The organism is Vreelandella sp. GE22, assembly GCF_968212445.1.
Window position 1 is genome coordinate 2,106,135 of the sequence record NZ_OZ309110.1, and the last position, 24,788, is coordinate 2,130,922.

29 protein-coding genes and 1 other RNA gene are annotated in these 24,788 nt (G+C 60.8%); 12 read left to right on the plus strand and 18 right to left on the minus strand.

Translation table 11 applies throughout. From position 1 onward, the window contains the following. The 3 genes from rsmH to rsmI all read right to left on the minus strand — a co-directional run bounded on the left by rsmH (position 1) and on the right by rsmI (position 2,249). Positions 1 to 951, minus strand: a complete 951-nt coding sequence (gene rsmH / locus ACWHRL_RS10065; RefSeq protein WP_447529022.1) for a 16S rRNA (cytosine(1402)-N(4))-methyltransferase RsmH — start codon at positions 949 to 951, stop codon at positions 1 to 3. A 47-nt stretch (positions 952 to 998) separates the two neighbouring features. Further along, positions 999 to 1,359: RNase P RNA component class A (gene rnpB, locus ACWHRL_RS10070), an RNA gene on the minus strand. Positions 1,360 to 1,391: 32 nt separating this feature from the next. Beyond that, a complete protein-coding gene (rsmI, locus tag ACWHRL_RS10075; protein WP_447529023.1) occupies positions 1,392 to 2,249 on the minus strand; it encodes a 16S rRNA (cytidine(1402)-2'-O)-methyltransferase in 858 nt (285 codons plus the stop codon). 116 nt (positions 2,250 to 2,365) lie between these two features. Between rsmI and ACWHRL_RS10080 the strand changes: the two genes are divergently transcribed. From ACWHRL_RS10080 to ACWHRL_RS10095, 4 genes are read left to right on the plus strand one after another with little or no spacing between them, the layout of a single operon-like run. Next, positions 2,366 to 3,868, plus strand: coding sequence for a penicillin-binding protein activator (locus tag ACWHRL_RS10080; RefSeq protein ID WP_447893543.1), 1,503 nt, complete (start codon positions 2,366 to 2,368; stop codon positions 3,866 to 3,868). Further along, positions 3,858 to 4,229: a YraN family protein gene (locus tag ACWHRL_RS10085; RefSeq protein ID WP_447529025.1), complete on the plus strand. Its 372-nt coding sequence runs from the start codon at positions 3,858 to 3,860 to the stop codon at positions 4,227 to 4,229. Before ACWHRL_RS10080 ends, ACWHRL_RS10085 begins: the two co-directional genes overlap by 11 nt. A gap of 20 nt (positions 4,230 to 4,249) precedes the next feature. Beyond that, a complete protein-coding gene (locus ACWHRL_RS10090; protein ID WP_447529026.1) occupies positions 4,250 to 4,843 on the plus strand; it encodes a phosphoheptose isomerase in 594 nt (197 codons plus the stop codon). A gap of 45 nt (positions 4,844 to 4,888) precedes the next feature. Next, positions 4,889 to 5,461: a BON domain-containing protein gene (locus ACWHRL_RS10095; protein ID WP_447529027.1), complete on the plus strand. Its 573-nt coding sequence runs from the start codon at positions 4,889 to 4,891 to the stop codon at positions 5,459 to 5,461. A gap of 82 nt (positions 5,462 to 5,543) precedes the next feature. Here the strand turns inward: ACWHRL_RS10095 and ACWHRL_RS10100 are convergent, their stop codons facing one another. The 5 genes from ACWHRL_RS10100 to zapE all read right to left on the minus strand — a co-directional run bounded on the left by ACWHRL_RS10100 (position 5,544) and on the right by zapE (position 9,146). Continuing rightward, positions 5,544 to 6,041, minus strand: a complete 498-nt coding sequence (locus ACWHRL_RS10100) for a ClpXP protease specificity-enhancing factor (protein WP_447529028.1) — start codon at positions 6,039 to 6,041, stop codon at positions 5,544 to 5,546. A 60-nt stretch (positions 6,042 to 6,101) separates the two neighbouring features. Beyond that, positions 6,102 to 6,728, minus strand: coding sequence for a stringent starvation protein SspA (gene sspA / locus ACWHRL_RS10105; protein ID WP_447529029.1), 627 nt, complete (start codon positions 6,726 to 6,728; stop codon positions 6,102 to 6,104). Between the two features lie 207 nt (positions 6,729 to 6,935). Next, complete coding sequence (gene rpsI, locus ACWHRL_RS10110; RefSeq protein WP_447529030.1) at positions 6,936 to 7,325, minus strand: 30S ribosomal protein S9; 390 nt, start codon at positions 7,323 to 7,325, stop codon at positions 6,936 to 6,938. Positions 7,326 to 7,338: 13 nt separating this feature from the next. Further along, positions 7,339 to 7,767, minus strand: a complete 429-nt coding sequence (rplM, locus tag ACWHRL_RS10115) for a 50S ribosomal protein L13 (RefSeq protein ID WP_447529031.1) — start codon at positions 7,765 to 7,767, stop codon at positions 7,339 to 7,341. Between the two features lie 197 nt (positions 7,768 to 7,964). Continuing rightward, positions 7,965 to 9,146, minus strand: a complete 1,182-nt coding sequence (zapE, locus tag ACWHRL_RS10120) for a cell division protein ZapE (RefSeq protein ID WP_447893544.1) — start codon at positions 9,144 to 9,146, stop codon at positions 7,965 to 7,967. Positions 9,147 to 9,485: 339 nt separating this feature from the next. Here zapE and ACWHRL_RS10125 point away from each other — a divergent pair, with 339 nt between their 5' ends. Next, positions 9,486 to 9,962, plus strand: coding sequence for a YhcB family protein (locus ACWHRL_RS10125; RefSeq protein WP_447893545.1), 477 nt, complete (start codon positions 9,486 to 9,488; stop codon positions 9,960 to 9,962). Between the two features lie 478 nt (positions 9,963 to 10,440). Here the strand turns inward: ACWHRL_RS10125 and ACWHRL_RS10130 are convergent, their stop codons facing one another. After that, on the minus strand, positions 10,441 to 11,202 hold the full coding sequence (locus ACWHRL_RS10130) for a Nif3-like dinuclear metal center hexameric protein (protein WP_447893546.1): 762 nt from the start codon (positions 11,200 to 11,202) through the stop codon (positions 10,441 to 10,443). 197 nt (positions 11,203 to 11,399) lie between these two features. On the opposite strand from ACWHRL_RS10130, the gene ACWHRL_RS10135 reads away from it, so the two are divergent. Then, complete coding sequence (locus ACWHRL_RS10135; RefSeq protein WP_447893547.1) at positions 11,400 to 12,641, plus strand: S1C family serine protease; 1,242 nt, start codon at positions 11,400 to 11,402, stop codon at positions 12,639 to 12,641. Positions 12,642 to 12,682: 41 nt separating this feature from the next. Here the strand turns inward: ACWHRL_RS10135 and hisD are convergent, their stop codons facing one another. The 9 genes from hisD to ACWHRL_RS10180 all read right to left on the minus strand — a co-directional run bounded on the left by hisD (position 12,683) and on the right by ACWHRL_RS10180 (position 19,433). Further along, positions 12,683 to 13,996: a histidinol dehydrogenase gene (gene hisD / locus ACWHRL_RS10140; RefSeq protein WP_447893548.1), complete on the minus strand. Its 1,314-nt coding sequence runs from the start codon at positions 13,994 to 13,996 to the stop codon at positions 12,683 to 12,685. Between the two features lie 10 nt (positions 13,997 to 14,006). Beyond that, positions 14,007 to 14,663: an ATP phosphoribosyltransferase gene (gene hisG / locus ACWHRL_RS10145; protein ID WP_447893549.1), complete on the minus strand. Its 657-nt coding sequence runs from the start codon at positions 14,661 to 14,663 to the stop codon at positions 14,007 to 14,009. Positions 14,664 to 14,690: 27 nt separating this feature from the next. Beyond that, positions 14,691 to 15,953, minus strand: coding sequence for a UDP-N-acetylglucosamine 1-carboxyvinyltransferase (murA, locus tag ACWHRL_RS10150; RefSeq protein ID WP_447529038.1), 1,263 nt, complete (start codon positions 15,951 to 15,953; stop codon positions 14,691 to 14,693). Positions 15,954 to 15,962: 9 nt separating this feature from the next. Next, the gene (locus ACWHRL_RS10155) at positions 15,963 to 16,214 is read right to left on the minus strand and encodes a BolA family protein (protein WP_447529039.1); all 252 of its coding nucleotides are present in this window, start codon (positions 16,212 to 16,214) and stop codon (positions 15,963 to 15,965) included. Between the two features lie 85 nt (positions 16,215 to 16,299). Next, on the minus strand, positions 16,300 to 16,638 hold the full coding sequence (locus tag ACWHRL_RS10160; protein WP_447893550.1) for an STAS domain-containing protein: 339 nt from the start codon (positions 16,636 to 16,638) through the stop codon (positions 16,300 to 16,302). Next, entirely contained in the window at positions 16,635 to 17,294 is a 660-nt protein-coding gene (locus ACWHRL_RS10165; RefSeq protein WP_447529041.1) for an MlaC/ttg2D family ABC transporter substrate-binding protein, read from the minus strand. Before ACWHRL_RS10165 ends, ACWHRL_RS10160 begins: the two co-directional genes overlap by 4 nt. Positions 17,295 to 17,342: 48 nt before the next feature. After that, the gene (gene mlaD, locus ACWHRL_RS10170; RefSeq protein WP_447893551.1) at positions 17,343 to 17,807 is read right to left on the minus strand and encodes an outer membrane lipid asymmetry maintenance protein MlaD; all 465 of its coding nucleotides are present in this window, start codon (positions 17,805 to 17,807) and stop codon (positions 17,343 to 17,345) included. A 16-nt stretch (positions 17,808 to 17,823) separates the two neighbouring features. After that, positions 17,824 to 18,612, minus strand: a complete 789-nt coding sequence (gene mlaE, locus ACWHRL_RS10175; protein ID WP_447529043.1) for a lipid asymmetry maintenance ABC transporter permease subunit MlaE — start codon at positions 18,610 to 18,612, stop codon at positions 17,824 to 17,826. Further along, the gene (locus ACWHRL_RS10180; RefSeq protein ID WP_447529044.1) at positions 18,612 to 19,433 is read right to left on the minus strand and encodes an ABC transporter ATP-binding protein; all 822 of its coding nucleotides are present in this window, start codon (positions 19,431 to 19,433) and stop codon (positions 18,612 to 18,614) included. Before ACWHRL_RS10180 ends, mlaE begins: the two co-directional genes overlap by 1 nt. A gap of 351 nt (positions 19,434 to 19,784) precedes the next feature. Between ACWHRL_RS10180 and ACWHRL_RS10185 the strand changes: the two genes are divergently transcribed. From ACWHRL_RS10185 to ACWHRL_RS10210, 6 genes are all read left to right on the plus strand, one after another. Then, positions 19,785 to 20,771 carry a KpsF/GutQ family sugar-phosphate isomerase gene (locus ACWHRL_RS10185; RefSeq protein WP_447529045.1) on the plus strand — a complete coding sequence of 329 codons (987 nt, stop codon included), beginning with the start codon at positions 19,785 to 19,787 and terminating at the stop codon, positions 20,769 to 20,771. Positions 20,772 to 20,809: 38 nt separating this feature from the next. Further along, positions 20,810 to 21,340, plus strand: coding sequence for a KdsC family phosphatase (locus ACWHRL_RS10190; protein WP_447893552.1), 531 nt, complete (start codon positions 20,810 to 20,812; stop codon positions 21,338 to 21,340). Positions 21,341 to 21,350: 10 nt separating this feature from the next. Continuing rightward, a complete protein-coding gene (gene lptC, locus ACWHRL_RS10195) occupies positions 21,351 to 21,935 on the plus strand; it encodes an LPS export ABC transporter periplasmic protein LptC (RefSeq protein WP_447529047.1) in 585 nt (194 codons plus the stop codon). Positions 21,936 to 21,943: 8 nt separating this feature from the next. Continuing rightward, complete coding sequence (lptA, locus tag ACWHRL_RS10200; protein ID WP_447893553.1) at positions 21,944 to 22,435, plus strand: lipopolysaccharide transport periplasmic protein LptA; 492 nt, start codon at positions 21,944 to 21,946, stop codon at positions 22,433 to 22,435. Positions 22,436 to 22,445: 10 nt separating this feature from the next. Further along, a complete protein-coding gene (lptB, locus tag ACWHRL_RS10205) occupies positions 22,446 to 23,195 on the plus strand; it encodes an LPS export ABC transporter ATP-binding protein (protein WP_447529049.1) in 750 nt (249 codons plus the stop codon). Positions 23,196 to 23,300: 105 nt separating this feature from the next. Continuing rightward, positions 23,301 to 24,713: an RNA polymerase factor sigma-54 gene (locus ACWHRL_RS10210; RefSeq protein ID WP_447529050.1), complete on the plus strand. Its 1,413-nt coding sequence runs from the start codon at positions 23,301 to 23,303 to the stop codon at positions 24,711 to 24,713. The last annotated feature ends 75 nt before the right edge of the window (positions 24,714 to 24,788 follow it).

Below are 24,788 nucleotides of genomic sequence, written 5' to 3' on the forward strand. Positions count from 1 at the left end.
TCAGCCTCGCTTTTTGGCCGCCCGCATGACCGCGCTACGCGCGCGCGGGTTTTGATCGACCTCGAACGGCGTAGGCCGTACGCCCTTGTTGAGCGCCTCGAGGCGGCGATTGATCTGATCGTCACGCACCGGCACGCCCTTGGGCAGGTGGGTATCGCCGCGGACGTGGTGGCGAATGAAGCGCTTCACTCGGCGGTCTTCCAGCGAATGAAAGCTGATCACGACCAGATGCCCGCCCGGCGCCAGTGCTTCGAGGGCGGCCTCGAGGGCAGCGTCGAGCTGATCGAGTTCGCCGTTTAAGTAGATACGCAACCCCTGAAACGCCTTGGTGGCCGGGTGGCGGCCCTTCTCCCAGGCGGGATGTGCCTGTTTGAGTACCTCGGCCAAGTCCAGGGTGTGGGTGAACGGCTTCTCGGCGCGCCGGGTCACCACTGCGCGCGCCAGGCGTTTACCGAAACGCTCCTCGCCCAGGGTTTTGAAAACGTCGGCGATCTCCGCTTCCTTGGCATGCGCCAAAAAATCCGCCGCGCTTTCGCCCTGGGTGGGGTCCATGCGCATATCCAGCGGGCCGTTGCGCATGAAGCTAAAGCCGCGCTCCGGATCATCGAGCTGGGGGGACGACACGCCGACGTCGAGCAGTATTCCGGAGAGCTTGCCGAAAAGGCCCTGCTCTTTGGCGTATTCGCCAAGGCGCGCAAATTCGCGCCGGGTAATCGAGAAGCGCGAATCGTCGATGGCGTTGGAGGCCTCGATGGCCTGGGGGTCCCGGTCCATGGCCAACAGGCGGCCGGTTTCGTCAAGACGCGAAAGAATCAGGCGCGAATGTCCGCCGCGGCCAAAGGTGCCGTCAAGGTAGACGCCGTTTGCCGAATGCACGAGGGCGTCGACCGCTCCGTCTAGCAAAACGCTGGTATGGCGAAAGTCGGAAACGGTCTGGCTGGCAGAGGACATGATACGCACACTGTGTTGGAAGGCCCCGAGAGGGGCCTTGCATGGAAATGGGGAGTCGGCCGATAAGCCGGGTTCTGTCGTGGACAGTCATTCCTCTAGGCGCTTTGTCGCCAAAGCGCTCAAGCAACCTACCCGGATCCAGCGCGGGCCACGCCAATGGATCCCTATTTGGTCTTGCTCCGAGTGGGGTTTACCTTGCCACGCACTGTTGCCAGGCGCGCGGTGCGCTCTTACCGCACCCTTTCACCCTTACCGGCCCCGAAGGTTTATTTCCGGGGCTTAGGCGGTCTACTCTCTGCTGCACTTTCCGTCGGCTTACGCCGCCCAGGCGTTACCTGGCACTCTGCCCTATGGAGCCCGGACTTTCCTCCCCTGCGCACGCGCAGCGGCGACTGTCTGGCCAACTCCGGCGGCAAGCATACCAGCGCCCCGCCCCCGCCTCAATGCTCTGTTTTCATTGCCTGCAATCTGGCGTACCACTCTTTCTTACGCCCGCCCAGCAGATTCGCGGCAATCGCCGCGCCTTGCTTCACACCGACCCCCTCGTCCAACAGCGTTTTCAAAAGCTTTTCATCGTTAATGGTCTGCGCGTCCTGCTCTTTAGCCGCCGGCGCCCCGGCCACCATTACCACGAACTCACCGCGGGCCTGGTTGGGGTCGGCGGCTAACCTATCGAGCAGCTCGCTGGCCACGCCCTGTAGAAAGGTTTCGAAAGTTTTGGTCAGCTCGCGGGCCAGCACGATGGCCCGGTTGGGCATCTGCTCGTTCAGCGCTTCCAGGGTCTGCACGATACGGTGGGGGGATTCGTAGAATACCAGCGTCTCCTCGCGCTCGCTGCAGACCTCCAGCGCCTGACGGCGGGCGCCAGCCTTGGCGGGCAAAAAACCACGAAAACTGAATCGATCCGTGGGCAGGCCCGCCCCGCTAAGTGCGGCGACCAACGCACAGGCGCCGGGGATGGGCACGATGTGGCGGTTGCGCGAACGAAGTTCTCTTACCAGAATGAAACCGGGATCGCTGATCAAGGGGGTACCCGCATCGCTGATCAGCGCGATGCTCTCGCCGGCTTCGAGGTAGCCGTCCAATGCCTCCACCCGGTGGCTTTCATTGTGCTCGTGAAGCGATATGAGCGGCTTGTTGATCCCAAGATGGCTCAAAAGCCTGCCGCTATGCCGGGTGTCCTCGGCGGCGATGCGCGAGACGCTTTCAAGGATCCGGGCGGCGCGTGGCGTTAAGTCCTCCAAATTCCCAATTGGCGTGGCGACCACGTACAATGTGCCCGGAGGCTGATGAGTCATAATGTCTCCCGATTTTAATAGCTGACGCTAGCTAATGGTGCGCTATGCTTTTGCAAGGATTGAGGGATCTATCCTCGGCTTTAAACAGCGCAAATGAAAAAACCAAGGAAGCATACATGAAACGTTCACTCCGTGGCCTGCTCGCCAGCGCCTTTACCGCCCTGGTGTTGACCGGGTGCGCCATTCAGCAGCCAGGCGTGGTGGATCGCGCCCCGGCCGAGGACGCCGGGCGCCTTTTGAACCAGGCCGAGCAGCAAGGGCCGGAGCAGGCCTCATTGAGCCGCCTGGAAGCCGCTAACATCCTGGCTCAGCAGGGCCAGCGCGAAGAGGCGTTCGACGCCGCTGCCGCCGTTGACGAAGCCGCGCTTTCTGAGCAGGACCGCGTACGCTGGGCGCTGCTCTTCTCGGAGCTTGGCCGCGCCCTTGACGACCCACGCGCGGTGCTGCGCGCCACCCAGGTACTGGACGAAGAGCTCCCCATGCGCGATAACGAGCAGCAAACGCTGCGCGAACGCGCCCAGTGGGCCCGGGAAGCAATGGACGAGCCGGGCCGGGTTCAAGCCTCGCTTCCGGCGCTCGAAGGCGCCGACATTCGCCGCATCATGGTCGCCCTTCCCCAGTCGGGCCCACTGAGCAACATTGCCGATACGATCAGCAATGCCATGCGCGAACACAGCGCGATTCGCGGTCAGGGCGTCGAGCTGAGCTTCGTCGACGCGGCGCAGTATTCCATGGACGAACTCTATAGCCGCGCCGAGCAAATGAACGCCCAGCTGATCGTCGGCCCGCTGGACAAGGAACAGGTCAGCCGCCTCGAACAGCAGTCCAGCGTTCCGCTGCCGACGCTTGCGCTGAACTACGGCAGCGGCTCGCAAAACCAAGCCGCCGGGCTTTTCCAGTACGGCCTTTCTGCCGAAGATGAAGCACGTCAGGCCGCGCGGCGCGCCTACCAGGACGGTCGGCGCCAAATGTCGGTCATGGTGCCGGATAACGACTGGGGCCGCCGCGTAGGCGAAGCCTTCTGGAACGAGTTTCAGGGCCAGGGGGGCGAAGTCACCAATGCCGTTCGCTACAACCCGAACAACGAGGTTTCCAGCGCCGTACAAACTGCGCTGAACGTGAGCGGCGATCGCGCTCAGCTTGGCAGTATCGACGCGCTCTTTTTACTCGCCCTGCCGGACTACGCCCGCCAGGTACCGCCCATGCTGGACTTCTACTACGCCCAAGAGCTGCCCATCTATGCCACCTCGCACCTTAACGAGGGCAGCCGTGAACGGCGCTTGAACCAGGACCTCGACGACGTAATGTTCGTCGATATCCCCTGGCAGATTCCCGATGCAGCTGTCGGCGGCGAAGAAGCGCTACCGTTCAGCGCAAGCTACCAGGCGCTTCACGGTGAAGGGGACGCGTCACTCTTCCGCCTGCAGGCCATGGGCGTCGATGCGTACGAGTTGGCGACCCGGCTGTCGGATCTCTCTTCCATTCAGGGCTTCAACGGTAGCACCGGGACGCTGTCGCTTTCCGGCGATGGCCGCATTCACCGCGAGCTTCCCTGGGCGCGTTTCCAAAACGGCCGCCCGGCACCGATCCTATCGCCGGGCCTGCTGGGTGACCAGTAAACCGCAAACCGCGCGCAAGCGCGGCGCCGCCATTGAGCAGCTTGCTGCTCAATGGTTGCAGCGTCAGGGTTTAACGCTGATCACCGCCAACCACCACGTCAAAGGAGGCGAGCTCGATCTTGTCATGATGGACCAGGACACCCTGGTCTTCGTGGAGGTCAAGCACCGCACTTCCCTACGTAACGGCCACCCGCTCGAGACCGTGACCCCACTCAAGCAGCGCCGCCTAATTCGCGCCGCCTCGCTTTACCTGGCCCGTCACGCTGTCTCAACACCCTGCCGCTTTGATATTCTAGCGATGACCGGCCAACCCCCTTCTCTCGAGTATCACTGGGAGAAGGCGGCTTTCGACGCTTACTAACACGACACCAGGAAGCCCTAATGGACTTTCAATCCCGCATTCTTAGCCACTTCAATGCAAGCATTGATACCAAAACCTACGCCAGCGAAGTGCTGCCCCCGTTTATCGAGGTGGCCAGTCAAATGATGGTTCAGTGCCTGGTCAACGAAGGCAAGATCCTTGCCTGCGGCAATGGCGGCAGCGCCGGGGATAGCCAACACTTCTCCGCCGAGCTTTTGAACCGCTTCGAGCGTGAACGGCCGAGCCTTCCGGCATTGGCGCTCACCACCGACACTTCCACGCTAACGTCGATCGCCAACGACTACAGCTACAACGAGGTGTTTTCAAAACAGATTAGAGCCCTGGGCCAGCCAGGCGATATACTGCTGGCCATCTCGACCAGCGGCAATTCGGCCAATATCGTTCAGGCGATTCAGGCCGCCCACGACCGCGACATGGTGGTGGTCGCACTGACCGGCCGCGACGGTGGTGACATGGCCTCACTTTTGGGCCAGGATGACTGCGAGATTCGCGTCCCGGCCACGTCTACCGCGCGCATTCAAGAAGTGCATCTGCTGGCGATCCACTGCCTGTGCGATCTAATCGACGAGCAGCTCTTTGGCGGCGCCGCTTGAAGCGTCGTCGTTTGATTGACCATTTTCGTGTTTAAGGAGTCGGCCATGGCCCTTCGCAACGCATTTCGTTCTTTTTGCCTCATCACCGCCTGTAGCGCGGTGCTGCTGGCGGGCTGCGCCAACAACTCGGCCTCCAACCCTTCCAACTACGCCCAGCGAAGCAGTGATGTCGAGGCGGTAGACGCCACGGTCGAACGCCAGGTCGAGCGCACCCTCGACCGCGCGGATGCGCGCCTGGCCGATGCGCGTATTCGCGCCCACAGCTACAACGGGACGGTGCTGCTGGTCGGCCAGGTGCCGAGTGAAGAGCTTCGCGACACGGCCAGCGAAGTCGCCTCCAGCGTGCGCGGGGTCAACCAGGTGCACAACGAGCTGGCCATTGCCGCGAACCTCCCGGCCACCCAGCGTCTAAGCGATACCTGGCTTACCACTAACGTGATCAGCCACCTGGCCACCAACGAGCATATCGACTCCTCCAAGCTCAAAATCACCACCGAAAACGCCAGCGTTTATCTGATGGGCATGGTGACCCGCGAAGAAGCCGAGCGTATCGTCAACGCGGCGTCGAGCGTCGGCGGCATCCAGCGTATCGTCAAAGTCTTTGACTACATCGATTAACCCAAAGTAACGCGTAAAAAAAAGCCTCGCAGAATGTGCGAGGCTTTTTTATGGGGCAGCGTTACGCTTTGCTTTGCCGGCGCTATTTGACCACGCGAAGCGTCGGCTTCTTTTTCGGCTTGCCGGACCCATCGGAAGGCGCGTCAGGCGTTTCGCCCGAGCCTTCCTCGGTGGGCTCGGTCACGCTAAGCATAGGCCCGCTCTTTTCGCTTTCGTCACTTTGGACGGTGCCATCGGTTTCACCGGCATCGTCTTCACCCTCTTCAAGCTCGGGCTCGTGACCAAATACCATACCCACGCCGTTTTCCCGCGCGTAGATGGCGATCAATGCCTGAATGGGGATCATGACCTGCATCGGCTGGCCACCAAAGCGGGCGCTAAAGCCGACCGCCTCGTTCTCCATGAACAGATCGCGCACCGCGGTCGGCGCGACGTTGAGAACGATCTGGCCGTTCTGGACGAACTGGCGCGGCACTTCGACGCCGGGCTGGGTGGCATCGACCACCAGATGCGGCGTTAGCTCGTTATCCAAAAGCCACTGATAAAGCGCCCGGGCAATATAGGGACGGCTCGATTTCATAAGACTCCCTTGATGGTCATCAAGGCCCCGCCAGCTAACGCCGCGGGGCTTTAAGGGTTTTTACGCGCGCATCTCTTTTTCACGCTCGTTCAAAGCAGCCTTGAAGGTCTCACGCTCGAACACCCGCGACATGTAGTTCAGAAGCGGTTTGACCTGCTTTTCGGGCAGCTCGATATTGAGCTCCGGCAGACGCCACAAGATCGGCGCCAGACAGCAGTCGACCAGGGTAAACTCGTCGCTCATGAAGTAAGGCATGTCTTCGAAGATCGGCGAAATACCGATCAGGCTTTCGCGAAGCTCCTTGCGCGCCTTCTCGGCCTCTTTTTTGCCGCCGGTACGAATCTGGTCGAGCATGGGGCACCACTCGCGCTCGATACGGTGCATCCAGAGCCGGCTTTGAGCGCGCGCGACCGGGTAAACCGGCAGCAGCGGCGGATGCGGAAAGCGCTCGTCCAGATATTCCATCATCACCTTGGACTCGTAAAGCACCAGATCGCGGTCCAGCAGCGTAGGTACGCTGTTATAGGGGTTGAGATCGGCTAACTCCTGCGGCGGCTGCTCGTCGTTTACGTCGACGATATCGACGGCGACCCCTTTTTCAGCCAGAACAATGCGTACTCGATGGCTAAAATGATCGTCATTACCTGAATAGAAGATCATAGAAGACCGCTTGGCCACAACACCCATGAAAGCATCCTCGCATTAAAACAATAGACAATAATAACATGCCAAGGCCTCCCTGGGGGAGGCAGACCCGCGCCATCTTCCTGCGCCCTGCCGCGCACCCTAACACCGCTTACGCTAACTCGAGATGCGCGCTCTCAACGCAGACGCCCGGCATAAAAAACGCCCAGGCCGATGGCCTGGGCGTTTTGTGCAGAACGCGCGTAAAAATTAACGCTTGGAGAACTGCGGACGACGGCGTGCTTTACGCAGACCGACTTTCTTACGCTCGACCTGACGCGCGTCGCGGGTAACGTAGCCAGCGGCACGTAGCGCAGGACGGAAGTCTTCGTTGTATTCCATCAGGGCACGCGTAATGCCGTGACGAATGGCGCCGGCCTGTGCCGAGCCGCCGCCGCCTTCAACGGTCACGTAGACGTCGAACTGGCTGAGCGTTTCGGTCAGCTCGAGCGGCTGGCGAACCACCATACGACCGGTTACGCGACCGAAGAAGTCGTCCAGCGCACGGTTGTTGACGGTGATGTTGCCGGAACCCGGCTTAAGGAACACGCGAGCGGTGGAAGTCTTGCGGCGCCCGGTACCGTAATATTGCTGTGACATGGCGAAGATTTCCTTAAATGTTCAGTTCAAGCGGCTGTTGGGCGGCGTGAGGATGCTCGGCGCCAGCGTAAACTTTCAGCTTGGCGTGCATGGCGCGACCCAGCGGACCCTTCGGCAGCATGCCTTTAACGGCAAACTCGATGATACGCTCAGGCGCATGGTCACGCAGCTGGTTGAACGTCATGGAGCGCAGACCGCCCGGGTAACCGGTGTGACGGTAGTAGTTCTTGTCCGTGGCCTTTTTACCTGTGACCTGGACTTTCTCGGCGTTGATGACGACGATGTAGTCGCCAGTGTCAACGTGAGGTGTAAATTCGGGCTTATGCTTGCCACGCAGGCGGCGAGCGATTTCGGTAGCCAGACGACCGAGCGTTTTGTCCGTGGCATCGACAACATACCAGTCGCGCTGGACGGACTGCGGCTTAGCACTGAACGTCTTCATGGATGAAATTCACCAGATTAAATGTATTGGGTGTCCTAGCCGCCAAGCGGATAAGCACCATCCCTATTTTTTTTGGTTACGGGACAAAGAAAACGCCCGTAACGTACAGCGAGGCGGCATTCTACACGACAAAACGCGCCACGTTAAGCGCCCCGGGCATTTTTATTACCCTGCCGCCCCGGCTTTTCGCCACGGCCTCACGGCTTGTGGGCCAGCGCCAGATACTCCCTGGACTGCATTTCCTGAAGCCTTGAAAGCGTGCGCTCGAACTCGAAGGAGAGTTTGCCATCCGTATAGAGCGATTCGACCTCGACCTCCGCCGACATCAAAAGCTTGACGCCCCGGTCGTAGAACTCGTCGACCATATTGATGAAGCGCCGTGCCTGGTCTTCCTGCTTGGCACTCATCTGGATGACGTTGGAAACCAGCACGGTGTGAAACTCCCGGGCGATCTCGATATAGTCGTTTTGGCTGCGCGGGCCGTCGCAAAGCTCGCGAAATTCGAACCAGGCCACGTTTTCGTGCAGGCGGCGCGTCTTCAACACGCGGTGATTGACCTCCAGCGGCGCGCCCTGCTCGCCGGCCTGGCCGGCAATCTCCTTGAAGCTACGCGCAAGCTCACGCTCGGCCTCGTCATCGCAGGGCGAGTGGAAAATTTCGGCACGCTCCAGCGCGCGCAGCCGGTAATCCACCCCGGAGTCCACATTGACCACCTCGCAGTGGCGGTTCAAAAGCGCGATCGCAGGCTCGAAGCGCGCCCGCTGAAGCCCGTCTTTGTAGAGATCGTCGGGCACGATATTGGAGGTCGCCACCAGCACCACGCCACGTTCGAAAAGCGCCTCCAAAAGATTGGCCAGAATCATGGCATCGGTAATGTCCTTGACGAAGAACTCGTCAAAGCAGATAACGCGTGCTTCAGAGGCAAATTTACCCGCAATCAACTCGAGCGGATTTTTCTCGCCCTTGTAGTGGTTGAGCTCGTTATGCACCCGCTGCATAAAACGGTGGAAATGGGTGCGCATCTTATCGGGAAACGGCAGCGCCTCGAAAAAGGTATCCACTAGATAGGTTTTACCCCGCCCCACGCCGCCCCAAAAGTAAAGACCGTTCACCCGTGGCATGGCGGGCTCATCTTTTGACGTTTTCTTGCCCATGAGCCCGGCCATTCGCGCCTTGAACCCCTTGTTGGCCACTACGGTTTTAGGCGTTGTAGAAGGGGTTGCCAGCAACTCGTCGTAAAGTCGCTGCAGGTGCTCGACGGCCTTTTGCTGGGCTTCATCGAATTGAAAATCATCGCGCTGAATATCGCTTTTATAACGCGCCAGAGGCGTTGGCGGGTGCGTGGAACTTGCCTTGGCCGAGGCGGTTTTCGATGACATTCAAACACTCTCCAAAGGGTGGCGCGGGAAGCCGAATGGCCACCCGCGGCGGCGCAAAAGACGGCTGCCAAGTACGGATACTCAGTACGGACGACACCAAGTACGGTTGCAAAGTATGGATATAAAGTACGCATTCAAAGCACTAACACAAGGTAGCGTTTTACAGCGCAGTCACCAGGGGCAATGCATTGTAAAGCAGCCAAATTATACGCTGGATAAACCCTGAACGCATCGGCGCATTGACCCAACCCGCTAAGTGACGCCTATAATGAAGCCAGCCGTGCATTAGCGCTTGGCGATGCGCCTGAACTGATCCAACCTGGTTTTAGGGAGAAAACTGTGGAAGCAAACTCACCAATCATCTATGCGCTGATCGGCCTGGCCGTTGGATTTTTGATCGGCCTTCTGTGTTACCGGCTGGCGAACAAGGGTGAGCGCCATCGGGCATCGCTTAAGCAAACGCTTCTGGAGCGCGAACACCAGATCGCCGAACTCAAAAAAGCGATGGGCAGCCACGTAAGCGACGTTCGCCAGTGCCTCGAGGCCATCCGCAGCCAGGCCGACGACATCGAGGACAAGCTGGACGCCGGCGCCGAGCAGTGGGAACTGAGTAAAAACCCGGACACCGCCTTCACGCAGCCGCGCAAAACACCGGCGCCAGGTACTTCGACAACGTCCAAAGCTCCCGAGGCCGAGTCGCCCGCCACCCCCCGCGACTACGCCGACGGCAAGGGCGGCACCCTCTCCGAGGAGTACGGCTTAAAAGACACGAAGGCGAAAAAAGAAGCTGCCGTCGACCAGCCGCCGCGCTACTAAGCCATCGCCGAAACACGGCACGCCAAACAAAAAAGCGAGGGCTCTCCCTAATGCCGATCAGTCAAGGCTTTTGCCTACCCACAACGAGCGGTAAATCTATTGTAGCAGCGCGTTGCGATGCGTCGCTGGCTAAAGCCTGCTCTTACGAGGGATGGGGCACGACTCCATTGTAGGAGCCCAATTCCATTGGGCGATGGCGGCGATAGCCGCCCTTCGGTGGCGACGGCACTTTTGGTTGCCATCATCACTAACCCCAGCAGCGCGTTGCGCTGCATCGCTGGCTGAAGCCTGCTCCTACAAGGGATGGATGCAAGATTTCGTTGTTGTGGAGCCCGCTTCAGCGGTGGTCCGACAATTCGGCGAATGGCACCGTCAGGCGCCTTGTCCAAGCCACCCGTCGCGAGCTAAAGCTCCGTCCCACAGGTGGTAGCCAAGCTTAACTGATCGGCATTAAGGGCTCTCCCTCGCTTTTTTACATTCAGGCCGGGTTATCGATATCGACAAAGCGGTGGGCCACACCGTACTCGCTGGCCAGCCACTCGCCCAACGCCTGCACCCCGTAACGTTCGGTCGCGTGGTGGCCGGCTGCGATGTAGTGAATACCCATTTCCCGGGCCAGGTGAGTGGTACGCTCGGAGATTTCGCCGGAGACGAACACCTGGGCGCCCGCCTCATAAGCGGCGGTAATCATGTCCTGGGCGCCACCGGTGCACCAGGCGACACGCTCGATACGGGCAAGGCCGGGCGCCTCGATCACCGTCGGTACACGCTCCAGCACCGCACTTACCTGCTCGGCCAGACCGTGAAGGGACTGGGCCTGACCAAGCCTACCCGACCATAAAAGCCCTTCACCAAGCTCGCCGTCAATGCAGCCTTCCACTTTCCAGCCCAAACGCCTGGCAAGTTCGGCATTGTTACCAAGCTCGGCGTGGGCATCCAATGGCAGGTGGTAGGCGAGCAGGTTGATATCGTGATTCAAAAGCGTCTTGATACGCTTTTGCTTCATGCCGGTAATCGCCACCGGTTCGTTTTTCCAAAAATAGCCATGATGGACCAGCACCATGTCCGCCTGCCAGGCAACGGCCTCCTCGAGCAGCGCCTGATTGGCCGTCACGCCGGTCATCACTCGGGCGACACTGTCGCGCCCTTCTACCTGCAGACCGTTGACGGTGTAGTCCTTGAAACTAGATGCGCGAAGCTGGTGATCGCACGCTTTGACAAGCTGGTCGCGGTTAACCACGTCATCTCCTTATGGGGTTTGGCTACTGAGGATCGCGTTCAAAAAGTGTTACCCTATTCACTATTGTAAAGCTCGCGTCTTGTTATCGCGAACGAGGCCTTGCGAACAAGACGTCGCGAACTCAATGCTTGTACGAAACGCCTACCACCGCGCCCCTTTCGTGCCCAAAAGACCGTCAACGGCTGAGGATGTCTCGCATGCACCGCTATGTGCTGCCCTATGTATGGCCAATCGTTACCGGAGTTCTTCTGGCTGCGCTGCTGCTATTTGCTTTTCCCGACCTGTTGCCCAACCCGTTTCGAGCCGCCCCGCCGGCGCAAACCCCTGGCGCATTGGTCCCCGCCAGCGAAACGAGCCCCCAGGATGTTAGCCGCCCGCGCCCGGAAATCCGCCAGGCGGCGCCGCTGGATCGCAATCAGGGGCCGGCCAGCTACTCGGATGCCGTCAACCAGGCCGCCCCGGCGGTGGTGAATATTTATTCCTCGCGGATTGTCGAGCGCGACCAGCATCCGCTGATGTCGGACCCGTTTTTTCAGCAGTTTTTTAACGGCGAAGACCCCACCGCCCACCAGCGTATGCTTTCGAGCCTGGGCTCCGGGGTGATCATCAGCCAGGACGGCTACGTGCTGACCAACCACCACGTCATCAACGACGCCGACCAGATTCAGGTAGCGCTTCGCGACGGCCGCGAAACCCTGGCGGAAGTGATCGGCACCGACCCGGAAAGCGATTTGGCCGTGCTGCGCATCGACCTGGAAGATTTGCCGGTGATCGAGCTCACCGACTCCCAGGAAGTCGCCGTGGGCGATGTGGCGCTGGCGATCGGCAACCCCTTTGGGGTCGGCCAGACCGTCACCATGGGTATCATCAGCGCCACCGGCCGAAGCCACCTAGGCCTCAACGCCTACGAGGATTTCATTCAGACCGACGCGGCGATCAACCCCGGCAACTCCGGCGGCGCGCTGGTCAACGCCGAAGGCGCTTTGGTGGGGATCAATACGGCGATCTTCTCGCGTTCCGGCGGCTCCCAGGGTATCGGCTTCGCCATCCCGGCCAATCTGGCCCACAGCATTCTCAACGAACTGGTCACACGCGGCCGGGTGATTCGTGGCTGGCTGGGGATCGAAGCCCAGGCGCTCTCCCGCGAGCTTGCGGCCTCTTTCGGGCTGCGTACGCCCCAGGGGGTAATCGTGGCGGGCGTGGTGAGCGACGGCCCGGCCGCCCAGGCGGGCCTTCAACCGGGAGACGTGCTGCTGTCCATCGACAATCAGGCGATTTTGGACGCCCGGGCGACCATGAGCGATATCGCCTCGATCCCACCGGGCACGTCGCTGCCGCTCACCGTCGTACGTAACGGCGAGCGCATCGAGACATCCGTGGAAGTAGGCGAGCGCCCTACGCCGGTTCGCGCCACTCTAGGGCCTGAGGGCGGCTCGTAGCCGCCGGGAAAGCGCGCCAGCAAACGCTGGCGCGAAGCCACCTAGTCGCGAATGCGGTATTCGGCGGAGCGGGCGTGGGCGGTGAGTGACTCGCCCCGGGCAAGCACGGAGGCGGTTTTGCCAAGCGTCGAGGCGCCCTCGGCGGTGCAGTGGATGATCGACGAACGCTTTTGAAAATCGTAAACGCCCAGGGGGGATGAAAAGCGCGCGGTGCCCGAGGTGGGCAGCACGTGGTTGGGCCCGGCGCAGTAGTCGCCTAGTGCCTCGGCGGTGTAGCGCCCCATGAAGATCGCCCCGGCGTGGCGTACCTGCTCGGCCAACTGCTCCGGGTTGGCCACCGAAAGCTCCAGGTGCTCCGGCGCAACCCGATTGATCAGGTCAATCGCCTCGTGTTCGCTTGCGCAGTGAATCAGCGCGCCGCGCTTACTCAATGAGGCGCGCACGATCGTCTCACGCTCCAGCGTCGGCAGCAGCCGCTTGATGGCCGCCTCGACCGCTTGGAGGTGCTCGGCGTCCCAACTGATCAGAATCGCCTGGGCATCCTCGTCGTGCTCGGCCTGGGAGAACAGATCCATCGCCAGCCACTCCGGGTCGGTCTGCCCGTCGGACACCACCAGAATCTCCGATGGCCCGGCGATCATGTCGATACCTACCTGGCCAAATACCGCACGCTTGGCGGTCGCCACGTAGATATTGCCAGGCCCCACGATCTTGTCGACCCGCGGTACGCTTTCGGTGCCATAGGCAAGCGCGGCCACCGCCTGGGCGCCACCAATGGTGAAGACGTAGTCGACCCCAGCCAGGTGCGCCGCGGCCAGCACCAGCTCGTTCAACACGCCATCCGGCGCGGGCACCACCATGACGATTTCGCCAACCCCTGCCACGTGGGCGGGAATGGCGTTCATCAATACCGACGAGGGATACGCGGCCTTGCCGCCGGGCACGTAGATACCCGCGCGATCCAGCGGCGAGACCTTCTGACCCAGCACCGTGCCGTCCGACTCTTCATACTGCCAGGACACGGGCTTTTGGTGCTCGTGGTAGCGCTTGATACGCTCGGCGGCAACGTTCAGCGCGTCGCGTTGGTCAACGGGCAGGCCGTCGAAAGCGGCCTTCAACCGCGCCGGTGTCAGGCAGAGCTCGCTCATTTGGCGCACATCGACCCGGTCGAAGCGGTTGGTTGCCTCGATGACGGCCTGGTCGCCGCGGGTTTTGACGTCCTCCAACAGCTCATGAACCCGCGCCTGCACGTCGCTATTGGAGACACCTTCCCAGTCGAGCAGTGCGTCCAGGCGTTGCCCGAAGGCGCTCTCGGCGGTGGAGAGCCGGTTGATGGTGGCCGCTTTATTACTCATCGAAAATCCCTTATGACTGGACTGCGTCTGCCCGGCGTTTTTCGACCGCGCTGGAAAGCCGTGCAAGCAGCGGCTTGATACGATCGTGCTTCATGGTCATGGCCGCTTTGTTGACGACCAGCCGGGTGCTGATATCCGCGATCAGCTCTCGCGGCTCCATGCCGTTGGCGCGCAGCGTATTCCCGGTGTCCACGATATCGACGATTTCATCGGCCAGGTTCATAAGCGGCGCCAGCTCCATCGCCCCGTAAAGCTTGATCACCTCGGCCTGGATGCCCTGCTCGGCGTAGTAGCGCCGCGCGATGTTGACGAACTTGGTCGCGACTCGGCGGCGTGCCTTGGAAGGCGCCTGACCGGTCACGCCCGCGGTCATCAGCCTGCAACGCGCGATATCCAAATCGACGGGCTCGTAAAGCCCTTCGGCGCCGTGCTCGAGCAGCACGTCCTTACCCGCAATCCCCAAATCCGCCGCGCCCAGCTGCACGTAGGTGGGCACATCCGTTGCGCGAATGACGACGAACTTCACATCGGGCAGATTGGTATCGAACAAGAGCTTGCGGCTTTTGCCCAGATCCTCCGCCGGCGTGATACCTGCGTCGGCTAGAAGCGGCAGCGTTTCCTCTAATATGCGCCCCTTGGAGAGCGCTAAAATCAGTTGCTTACTCATGGTGTTGGCCAGTAGTTGGTCGCGTGGCTAGCCGGGAATGCGGCGAATCTTCGCCCCCAGCAACTGCATTTTCTCTTCGATACACTCGTAGCCGCGGTCGATATGGTAGATACGATCGACCAGGGTCTCGCCCTCGGCCATCATCGCCGCAATCACCAGAGACGCCGAGGCGCGCAAGTCGGTCGCCATCACCGGTGCCCCGGAGAGCTTATCGACACCGGTGATCAGCGCGGCATTGCCCTCGAGCGCAATGTCAGCGCCCATGCGATTGAGCTCCTGAACATGCATGAAGCGGTTCTCGAAGATGGTTTCCACCACCCGGGAGTGGCCTTCGGCCACGGCGTTCATGGCCACGAACTGCGCCTGCATGTCGGTGGGAAACGCCGGGTACGGCGCGGTGCGTATATTGACCGCTTTCGGGCGTTTGCCGTGCATATCGAGCTCGATCCAGTCATCCCCGCAGGTGATGTCCGCACCCGCTTCTTCGAGCTTGGCGAGTACCGCCTCGAGAATGTCCGCCCGGGTGCGCGTGACCTTCACCCGGCCGCCGGTCATCGCCGCGGCGACCAAAAACGTCCCGGTTTCGATGCGATCCGGCATGACATCGTGCTCGCAGCCGTGAAGCGACTCCACGCCTTCGATGACGATGGTGTCGGTACCCTGGCCGCGAATGTTCGCGCCCATCTTGATCAGACACTCGGCCAGGTCGACCACTTCGGGCTCGCGGGCGGCGTTTTCCAGCACCGTCTTACCTTCGGCCAGTGTCGCCGCCATCAAAAGATTCTCGGTGCCGGTCACGGTGACGGTATCGAAATAGATGGTTGCGCCTTTCAAGCGCCCTTCCACACTGGCGCGAATGTAGCCGGCCTCGACGCGAATCTGGGCGCCCATCGCTTCCAGCCCGCGAATGTGCAGATCCACCGGGCGCGAGCCAATCGCGCAGCCGCCGGGTAGCGAAACATCCGCTTTACCGAAGTGGGCCAGAAGCGGGCCCAGCACGAGAATCGAGGCGCGCATCTTTTTGACCAGCTCGTAAGGGGCGTGGCAGTGCGTGACCTGGGAGCCATCGAGCTGGATACTCAACCGCTCGCCCATCACGGGCTCGACCCCCATACGCCCTAGAAGCTCGAGGGTAGTGGTGATGTCCTGCAAATGCGGCAAATTACCGATCACCACCGGGCCTTTCGAAAGCAGGCTGGCGCACAGAATCGGCAGAGCCGCGTTTTTTGCACCGCTCGCCCACACTTCGCCGTCGGCACGACCGTTGCCGGTAATCAGGAGTTTATCCATGGAGGCGCCTTACTGGGCGTTTTCCGGCGCGTTTTGCCACTGCGCCGGCGTATAGGTTTTAATGCTGATCGCGTGAAGGGCGCCGGAGGCAATCTCGTCACTCAACGCCTGGTACACCAGTTGCTGGCGTTTGACCGGTGAGAGCCCTTCGAAGGCCTCACCCACCGCGACGACCTGAAAATTACAACCTTCCCCCTGAATATGAAAGTCACATCCGTCGATGCGGGATTCAAGCAGCGCTTTTACCTCGTTGGGTTGCATGAGACAGAAAACTCCTCTGGGGACGATTAATTAAAAAAATAAGGCGACATGATAAAGAAAAGCATCGCGCTTGGCGATGCCGGTCTCAAGAGGTCAAGGCGAGGTGGGGCGCGTCGATCATATCATCGAGTTCGGCGAGCGAAGCCAGGCGCATCAAGGGGGGTGAAAGCGCGATACGCTCCACGGTAATGGCGCGCTGACCACAGGTTCTCAACCACTCGAAAAGCACGCTCAAAGCCACGCTGCTAGCGGTTTCGACACCGGTAAAATCAAGCGTCACAGGGGTCGATGCGCTTTGCTCGAGCCACAACGTGCCCGCAGCGGCCACCTGGGCCGCTGCGTTCATGGTCAAACCGCCCTGGAGAAACAGTGTCGCGCCCTGTTGATCGAGCGTTACACCGTCCTGGGTTACCAGTTGGGTCACGCATCGCCCCCCTGTTCGAGCTCTTCCACGCCTACTTCCGGCGACCAGTTGCGGATGACCGCATCGTAGTCGCGATTTTGCTGACGCATGGCCTGGTCGAACTGGTTGCGGAAAGTAAGCCCCAGGTTGATGCCGTTAACGATCACGTTGACGACGCGCCATTCACCATTGGTCTGGCGCAGGCTATAGCTGACCGGATAGACCTGGCCGCCACTGGCCACGACCTGCATGTCGACCGTTGCCTGGTCTTCGTAACGCTGGCCACGCTGGTTATCGAGCACGCGCAGGTCTTCGTAGTCGTAGGTCACAAGGCCACGGGCGTAGGTATCGATCAGGGTCTGGCGAAAGACGCTGGCAAAACGGCTGCGCTGTTCCGGCGACGCGTTCTGGAAATAGCTCCCCATCACGCTTGCGCCGATATAACGAAAGTCTGCGACCTCGTCCAGCGTTTCATCGACGATCGACTTGAGCTCGTTAATATTATTGGCGTAGTAGCTTTCGCGGCCGTCGATACGTGCCATGAAGCCGGCTACGTTTTCACGAATCATCGCCTCGGGGGACTGGCTCTGGGCGCTGGCGGTCGCCGGCAGCGCAAACACCACGGCCGCCAGTAGCACCGTCAACCAGTAACTTAGCGGGTTATTGAAGGCTTTCATGACATTCTACCTCTCGACTGAGTGTTTTATAACGAATCCGGTACAGGTTTAGCTGCTAACCATGTTGGATACAAATTGCTGAATTAGTTCTTCCAGTACCAGCGCCGACTGGGTGTCGCGGATAACGCCACCGTCTTCGAGCGTGTCCGGCGCCCCGCCGACGGTCAGCCCCACGTACTGTTCGCCCAAAAGGCCCGCCGTGAGAATCGCCGCCGTCGTATCCTGGGAGAGCTGCCCCTCCAGGTCGTTATCCAGACGCAGCACAACGCGGGCATCGTACCAGTCGGTATCCAGGTCGATGGACTCGACCCGACCCACGGTGACACCGGCCATCGTGACCCGCGCGCGCGGTTTGAGGCCACCAATGTTGGAAAAATTGGCTTCCAGCTGAAACGTTTGTGTTGGCGCCGAAAGCGAAAGCCCGCTAACCCGAAGGCCCAGAAAAACGAGCCCGACGATGCCCGCCAGCATAAACAGACCGACGCCGAACTCCATGGCTTTACTGCGTTTCATGAACGTGCTCCCGCTATCAAAGGCCGCCGAACATGACGGCGGTAAGTACAAAATCAAGGCCCAACACGGCCAGGGACGAGTAGACGACGGTACGCGTCGTCGCCCGGGAAATCCCTTCGGAAGTAGGTACCAAATCGTAACCCTGAAAAACTGCGATCCACGTGACGACCAGGGCGAACACCAGGCTTTTGATCATGCCGTTGCCCACGTCGCTCACGAAGGCAACGCTTGCCTGCATGTTGCTCCAGTAGGAGCCTTCGAACACGCCCAGCCACTCGACACCGACCAGGTAGCCTCCCCAGATACCGACGACGCTAAAGCCAACGGTCAGAATGGGCAGCGCCACGAACCCGGCCCAGAGCCTGGGGGCCACCACGCGCTTGAGCGGGTCCACGCCAATCATTTCCATGCTGGTCAGCTGCTCGGTGGCTTTCATCAAGCCTATCTCGGCGGTTAGTGCCGACCCGGCACGGCCGGCAAACAGCAGCGCGGCGACCACCGGGGCAAGCTCTCGCAAAAGCGACAGCGCCACCATCTGCCCAAGCGCCTGCTCGGCGCCGAAGTCGACCAGAATAGTATAGCCCTGCAGCGCCAGCACCATGCCGATAAATAGCCCCGATACCAGCACGATGGCGATCGACAGTACGCCGATAAAGTGCATCTGTCGCAGCCAAAGCGAAAAACCCTCTTTGGAGGGAACGCCGACACTCGACTGGGCAAGAAATGCCCCGGCGCGGCCCAGGGCCTCTACCGTGTCGCATCCTTTACGACCAAGCCTTGCGACTTGCTTGAATAGTGCCTGCATTACTCTGTCCTTTTGGGCAGCGCCTGGCCCAGCATATCGCTATAGAAGCTTGCCGCCGGGTAGTGAAACGGCACTGGCCCGTCGGGCTCGCCGTGAACGAACTGGCTCACCCGGGGGTCGTCGTTGGTATCGAAGGTGTCCGGCGTGCCCTCGGCCACGACCTGACCATCGGCGATCAGATACAGGTAGTCGGCAATGCTCAGCGTCTCCTTGATATCGTGGGAGACCACCACCGAAGTCAGCCTGAGCGCCTCGTTCAGGCGCTTGATCAGTTGCACCAGCACGCCCATGGAGATCGGATCCTGACCGACGAAGGGCTCATCGTAAAGCACCAGCTCCGGGTCCAGAGCGATGGCGCGCGCCAGCGCCACCCGCCGCGCCATGCCGCCGGAAAGCTCGGCGGGGGTCAGCTCGCGTGCACCTCGAAGCCCCACCGCCTGAAGCTTCAAAAGCACCAGATCGCGAATCATCGCCTCGGGCAGGTCGGTATGCACTCTAAGCGGAAACGCCACGTTTTCGAAAACGTTCAGATCCGAGAAAAGCGCGCCGCTTTGAAACAGCATGCCCATACGTTTGCGAAGGGCAAAAAGCGCCTTGCGCGAAAGTTTATGAACGTCCTGCCCGTCGATCAGCACACGACCGCGGTCCGGCTCCAGTTGGCCGCCGATCAGTTTCAACAGCGTGGTTTTACCCGTACCGCTGGGGCCCATGATGGCGGTGACCTGCCCCCGCGGGATACGCATGTTCACGCCGCGAAAAATTTCGTGCTCGCCTCGGGAAAAGTGAAGGTCTTCGATTTCAATGAAGGGTATTTGCGTCATGAGTGGATAAACCCTCCTCACAGGGCGGATAGCTGACTGACTTTGCGTATCGAGATTTAACGGCGGTATCGTCGACGCCAGGGCCGGGACACCACTAACGCTAAAATATCGCGACCATTAAAGTCATGGCTAACGCTTGGGCACGGGCTCATCAAGACCGGCAATTTAAAAACAGTGTTTCCGAAATATTAGCGAACATTGTACCTCAACGCTACCCGTTACGCGCGAAGCCGCCCAAAAGGATGTTTTTTAAAACGTTGCTCTACAAGGAATTGTCAAAACGGCGATACCTATCCATTGATCCAAAATGCTATTCTAAGGCCTTAATACCGCAAGCTTAGTGAGCCCATAATGTCAGCGCCTCTCGCCTCCCCCAGCGCGTTACGTGAAAGCGCCCTGCGCACGCTACAAATCGAGCAGGCCGCCATAGGCGAGCTTCAGGAAAAGTTGGACGAACATTTCGATCACGCCTGCGCCTTGATTCTGGCCTGCCAGGGGCGGGTGGTCGTGACCGGCATGGGCAAATCCGGCCATATCGCCGGCAAGCTGGCGGCCACGCTTGCCAGCACCGGCACGCCGGCCTTTTTCGTCCACCCGGGTGAAGCGAGCCACGGCGACCTGGGGATGATCACCCGCTCGGATGTGGTCATCGCGCTCTCGAATTCCGGCGAAACCGCCGAGGTCACCGCCCTCTTGCCGCTTTTGAAGCGTTTGGGCGTGCCTTTGATCAGCATGACCGGCCGCCCCGAGTCCACGCTTGGCACCCACGCCGACGCCCATCTGAATAGCGGCGTGGCCCGGGAGGCGTGCCCGCTCGACCTGGCGCCGACCAGCTCGACCACCGCGGCCCTGGCGCTGGGGGACGCGCTGGCAGTCGCGCTTTTGGAGGCGCGGGGCTTTACTGCGGAGGACTTCGCACTTTCCCACCCCGGTGGCAGCCTTGGCAAGCGTTTGCTTCTGCGCGTGAAGGATCTGATGCACAGCGGCGAGCGTCTGCCGACGGTCCCCTTGGGCAGCCCGCTTCGCGATGCGCTTTTGGAAATCACCCGCCAGGGGCTTGGCTTTACCTGCGTGGTCGACGCCCAGGGCCGACTGGCCGGCGTTTACACCGACGGTGACCTGCGCCGGACCCTCGACGAACACCACGATTTACGTGTCATCAGCGTCGATACGGTCATGACTCGTCCGGGCAAGCGCATCCGCCCGGACATGCTCGCCGCCGAGGCCGTCCGCCTGATGGAGGATAGCCGCATTACTGCGCTTGCGGTGGTCGATGAACACGAGCGCCCCATTGGTGCCTTACACATGCACGACCTGCTTTCGAGCGGCGTGATTTAAACCGTACTCAGTCCCAATACCGCTATAAAGGAGACTCCATGGCCGTACCCGATGCTTTAAACGACCGCATCCGCCACGTTCGCCTGCTCGCGATCGACGTGGACGGAGTACTCACCGACGGCCGCCTCTACTTTCAGGCCGACGGTGTCGAGATCAAGGCTTTTCACACCCAGGACGGCCACGGCCTCAAGCTTTTGAAGCGCGCCGGTTTTCACGTCGCGCTGATCACCGGCCGAGATTCGCCCATGGTCAGCCAACGCGCGAAGTCGCTAGGGATCACCCACGTCTATCAAGGCGTCGAGCACAAGCTCGATACCCTTAAAGCGCTCTGTAAGCGTTTGGACATCACCCTCGATCAGGTGGCCTATTGCGGCGACGATCTGCCCGATCTTGGCTGCATCAAACGGGCCGGTGTCGGCATTACCGTGCCCAACGCGCCGGACTACATGCATACCCACGCCGACTGGATCACCGACTCACTTGGCGGCCACGGCGCGGTGCGCGAAATTTGCGATACGCTGCTGATGACCCAGGGCCACTGGGACGCGGTGATGGACACCTACCTCTAGAGGCAACGCGATGGCGGGTTTGACGATAACGCGGATCAGAAAACGCCTGTGGCTACCGGCGCTGGTCATTGCGCTGGGGGCCTGGCTCGTCTGGCTCGACCCGCGCGGGCCGGAGGTCGTCGAGGTCGACCCGGACGTACAGCGCGAGGAACCCGGCCATGTGCTGGAAAATGCCGAGCTTACGCTGTTTGGCGAAACCGGCGGCGTCACACAGCACCTTCGAACGCCGCACCTGGTACATACACCTCAGCAAGCGCTGACCGAGGTCGACGCGCCGCGCGCGACGCTATTCGATTCCGACCAGCGCCAGTGGCTCGCCAGCGCCGACCACGGCATACTGCAAAACGAGCGTCAGTCGCTGGTCATGGAGGGCTCGGCCAGACTGCTCGCCCCGGAGGAGGGCTGGCAGCTCGACACCGAGCGGTTACACTACGATGGCGTCGACCGCCACGCCTACACCGAGGCACCGGCCCTTTTACAGCAGCCCCCTCAGCAGATGAGCGCCAACCGCATGGATGTCTGGCTCGACACGAGCCAGGTCCGGCTCACCGATAACGTACGCGGCACTCACCCGCCTGCCCGCTCAACGCCTTAGGAGTCGTTATGCACCCGTTTTTACGTACCGCGCTATTGGTACTGGCCCTGCCTTTGAGCGCCGCCGCCCAGACAAGCCAAGCCCCCGTCGAAGTCGAAGCCGACCGGCTCGATCTTGATCAGCGCGCGGGTACCGCCGTCTACTCCGGCAATGTGGATATCCGCCAGGGGGAAATGCAGATTCGCGGCGACCGTGTCGAAATCTCGCGCAACGACGCCGGCGAGCTTTCCCAGGCAGTGGCCACCGGCGAGCGCGCCTACCTTCGTAATCAGCTCGAAAACGACGAAGGCCCGATGGAAGGTTGGGCGCGGCGTATCGTCTACCACGTCAGCGAACGGCGCATCGAGCTTATCGACCAGGCCGAACTCCACCAGCGAGCCGACCGCTTTCAGGGCGGGCGCCTTGAGTACTTCATCGACCGCGAAGTGGTTCAGGCGCGCTCAGACGTTAGCGGTAGCGACAACCAGCGCATCCGCATGACGCTACAGCCCGCGCAATAGGAGAATGACCGTGTCGAGCACGCAATCTGGGGCGGTCAAAACGCTTCACGCCCGCCATCTCGCCAAAAGCTACAAGCGCCGCCGGGTGGTAAAAGACATCAACCTGGAGATCACCCAGGGCAGCGTGGTGGGCCTACTCGGGCCCAACGGGGCGGGCAAGACCACCTCGTTTTATATGATCGTGGGCCTGGTCAAGGCCGATGCCGGCACGGTAGGAATCGACGAGCGCGACCTGACCCGGGCACCGATGCACGAACGCGCCACCGCCGGCATCGGCTACCTCCCCCAGGAGGCATCGATTTTTCGCAAGCTGTCGGTGGCCGATAACATCATGGCGATTCTGGAAACGCGCAAGGAGCTGGACCGCCGCGCCCGGGAGGCGCGCCTGGAGCAATTGCTCGACGATTTCCACATCACCCATATCCGCGACAACCTGGGCATGAGTCTTTCCGGCGGCGAACGCCGCCGCGTGGAGATTGCCCGCTCGCTTGCCACCGACCCCGCGTTCATTTTGCTCGACGAACCCTTCGCCGGGGTCGACCCAATCTCGGTCGGCGAGATCAAGTCGATCATCCTGGCCCTCAAGGCACGCCACATCGGGGTGCTAATCACCGACCACAACGTGCGCGAGACGCTGGATATCTGCGATATCGCCTATATCGTGGGTGACGGCCACATCATTGCAAGCGGTGACTCAACCGCCATTTTGAATAACCAGAAGGTTCGTGAGGTCTATCTGGGCGCCGATTTCCGCCTCTAAACCATCGCCAATCCTAAAGTTCCGTGTAGTGGCATATTTATTGCACTTGCGCCGGACCCCAACTCGCACTAGGGTGGAGCTTTACGAGTAACGAGTGGTTCTTCAATGGTCATGAAAGCCTCTTTACAGCTGCGTGTCGGCACGCAGCTGACCATGACGCCTCAACTGCAGCAGGCCATTGCCCTGCTACAGCTTTCCACCCTCGATCTTCGCCAGGAAATCCAGCAGGCGCTCGACGCCAACCCGTTGCTGGAACAAGAGGACGAGTTTGGCGAAGAGAGCGTGACCGAGACCGCCGAAGCCGAATGGGAAGAGAGCATCCCCAGCGAACTCTCCATCGATAGCGAGTGGTCCGACACCTATCAGGACATGGCGGCCAGCGCCGGCAGTGAGGGGCCGGATTTCGAGCGCCAGGCAGCAGGCCAAAGCCTGCATGGCCACCTGCTTTGGCAGCTGGCCATGACCGACGCCAGTGAGCGCGAATACGCCATTGCCGAAAGCCTGATCGACGCGCTGGACCCCAACGGCTACCTCACCCAGCCTCTCAACGATATTCGCGAAGGGCTCAAGGCCCAGGGGCTCGAGGGTTTGAGTCAGCGCGAGGTAGAAAACACGCTGATGCGTATGCAGCAGTTCGAACCCACCGGCGTTTTCGCCCGCGACCTTCGCGAATGTCTGATGCTCCAACTCGCCACCCTGGCCGACGACACGCCGCTTCTGGTGCCCGCCAAGCGCCTGGTGCGCCAGTTTCTCGAAGCGCTCGGCAAGGACGACATGCGCCTTTTGAAGCGCCGCCTGGGGCTTGACGACGAGCAACTCGATGACGTCATCGGACTGATCAGAAGCCTGGACCCGCGCCCGGGCAGCGCATATGGCATCACCAACGATAGCTACATCACTCCGGATCTAGTGGTACGCCACGATAACGAAGGCTGGCACCTCGAGCTCAACCCCGAGGCGCTTCCGCGGCTGCGCGTCCAGCCTGATTACGCAAGCCTGATCAAGCGGGCGGACAAGAGCCAGGACAACCAGTTTTTAAAAGAGCACCTACAAGAGGCTCGCTGGCTGATCAAGAGCCTTTCGAGTCGCAACGATACGCTGTTACGCGTCGGTCGCGAGATCATCGCCCGCCAGCTTGGCTTTTTGGAGCGCGGCGAAGAGGCCATGAAACCCTTGATACTCGCCGATATCGCCGAGGCCGTGGAGATGCACGAGTCGACGATTTCACGGGTGACGACGCAAAAATACATTCACACCCCCCGCGGCGTATTCGAGCTCAAGTACTTCTTCTCGAGCCAGGTGAGCGGTCATGATGGCAACGACAGCCACTCCAGCACGGCGATCCGCGCCCGGTTGAAAAAACTGATTCAAGAAGAGACGCCGGGCAAGCCGCTCTCGGACAGCCGCCTGGTGTCACTATTGGAAGATGGCGGTATTAGCGTAGCGCGGCGCACGGTGGCAAAATACCGCGAGGCCATGGGGATTCCCTCCTCCAGCGAACGGCGGCGTTTGCGTTAAAAAGTGAAACTGGCCGCCGGGGCTTTGCAACGGTAGAAAAAGGGTTACAATCAAAGGACAGTCCTGGATTAGGAG